Origin of the sequence: Litoribacter ruber, assembly GCF_018500185.1 — a bacterium.
Lineage (GTDB): Bacteria > Bacteroidota > Bacteroidia > Cytophagales > Cyclobacteriaceae > Litoribacter > Litoribacter ruber.
Map to the genome: position 1 here is coordinate 1 of NZ_JAHBGI010000055.1, position 811 is coordinate 811.

General features: G+C 46.9%; 1 protein-coding gene. It reads left to right on the forward strand.

Annotation, left to right across the window (positions count from 1 at the left end):
• Positions 1 to 372: 372 nt before the first annotated feature.
• Entirely contained in the window at positions 373 to 531 is a 159-nt protein-coding gene (locus tag KIH41_RS18050; RefSeq protein ID WP_246539226.1) for a GIY-YIG nuclease family protein, read from the forward strand.
• The last annotated feature ends 280 nt before the right edge of the window (positions 532 to 811 follow it).

The window sequence follows — 811 nt, forward strand, 5'->3', positions numbered from 1 at the left end:
GCCAGACCCCGCACGTCATTGCGATCCCGATCAATTAGAACGTCCAGAGGACAGATCGGGAGGAGCAATCTTGAGCCGTACCTCCTTCGCAATGACGTGGTACCTGTCATTGCGATCCCGACCCACCTGTACTCCCAAAAAACAAGTCGGGAGAAGCAATCTTAAACGTGAATTAAACCTTCCAGGTCTCGTGAAATTAGCCAGACCCCGCACGTCTTTGCGATCCCGATCAATTAGAACGTCCAGAGGACAGATCGGGAGGAGCAATCTTGAGCCGTCCCTCCTTCGCAATGACGTGGTACCCGTCATTGCGATCCCGACCCACCTGTACTCCCCAAAAACAAGTCGGGAGAAGCAATCTTGAACGGCAATATGAAGAAACTAGTATATTACGAAGGCTTTCATTCAATCGAAGAAGCCATTGCAAGAGAAAAGCAAATTAAAGCTGGTAGCAGAAAAAAGAAAATTGATCTTATCCAAAAGCTAAATCCAAATTGGAGGGATTTAACAGAGGAAATCATGAATTGGTAAACTGGTTAGAGCTTAAGGTCTAGATTGCTTCAGTCGTACCTCCTTCGCAATGACGTGGTACCCGGCATTGCGATCCCGACCCACCTGTACTCCCAGAAAACAAATCGTGAGAAGCAATCTGGAACGAGAATCAATCCTTCCAGGTCTCGTGATTTTTGCCAGACCCCACACTTCATTGCGATCCCGATCAATTTGGACTTCCAGAGAACAGATCGGGAGAAGCAATCTTGAACGGCAATTAAGGGAGTATTTCATAAACTGTGTAAGTCCGATTTTAGGA

What these genes read in the sequence shown, in the direction of transcription:
- KIH41_RS18050 (WP_246539226.1), top strand. Translation starts at nt 373, where the DNA reads ATGAAGAAACTAGTATATTACGAAGGCTTTCATTCAATCGAAGAAGCC.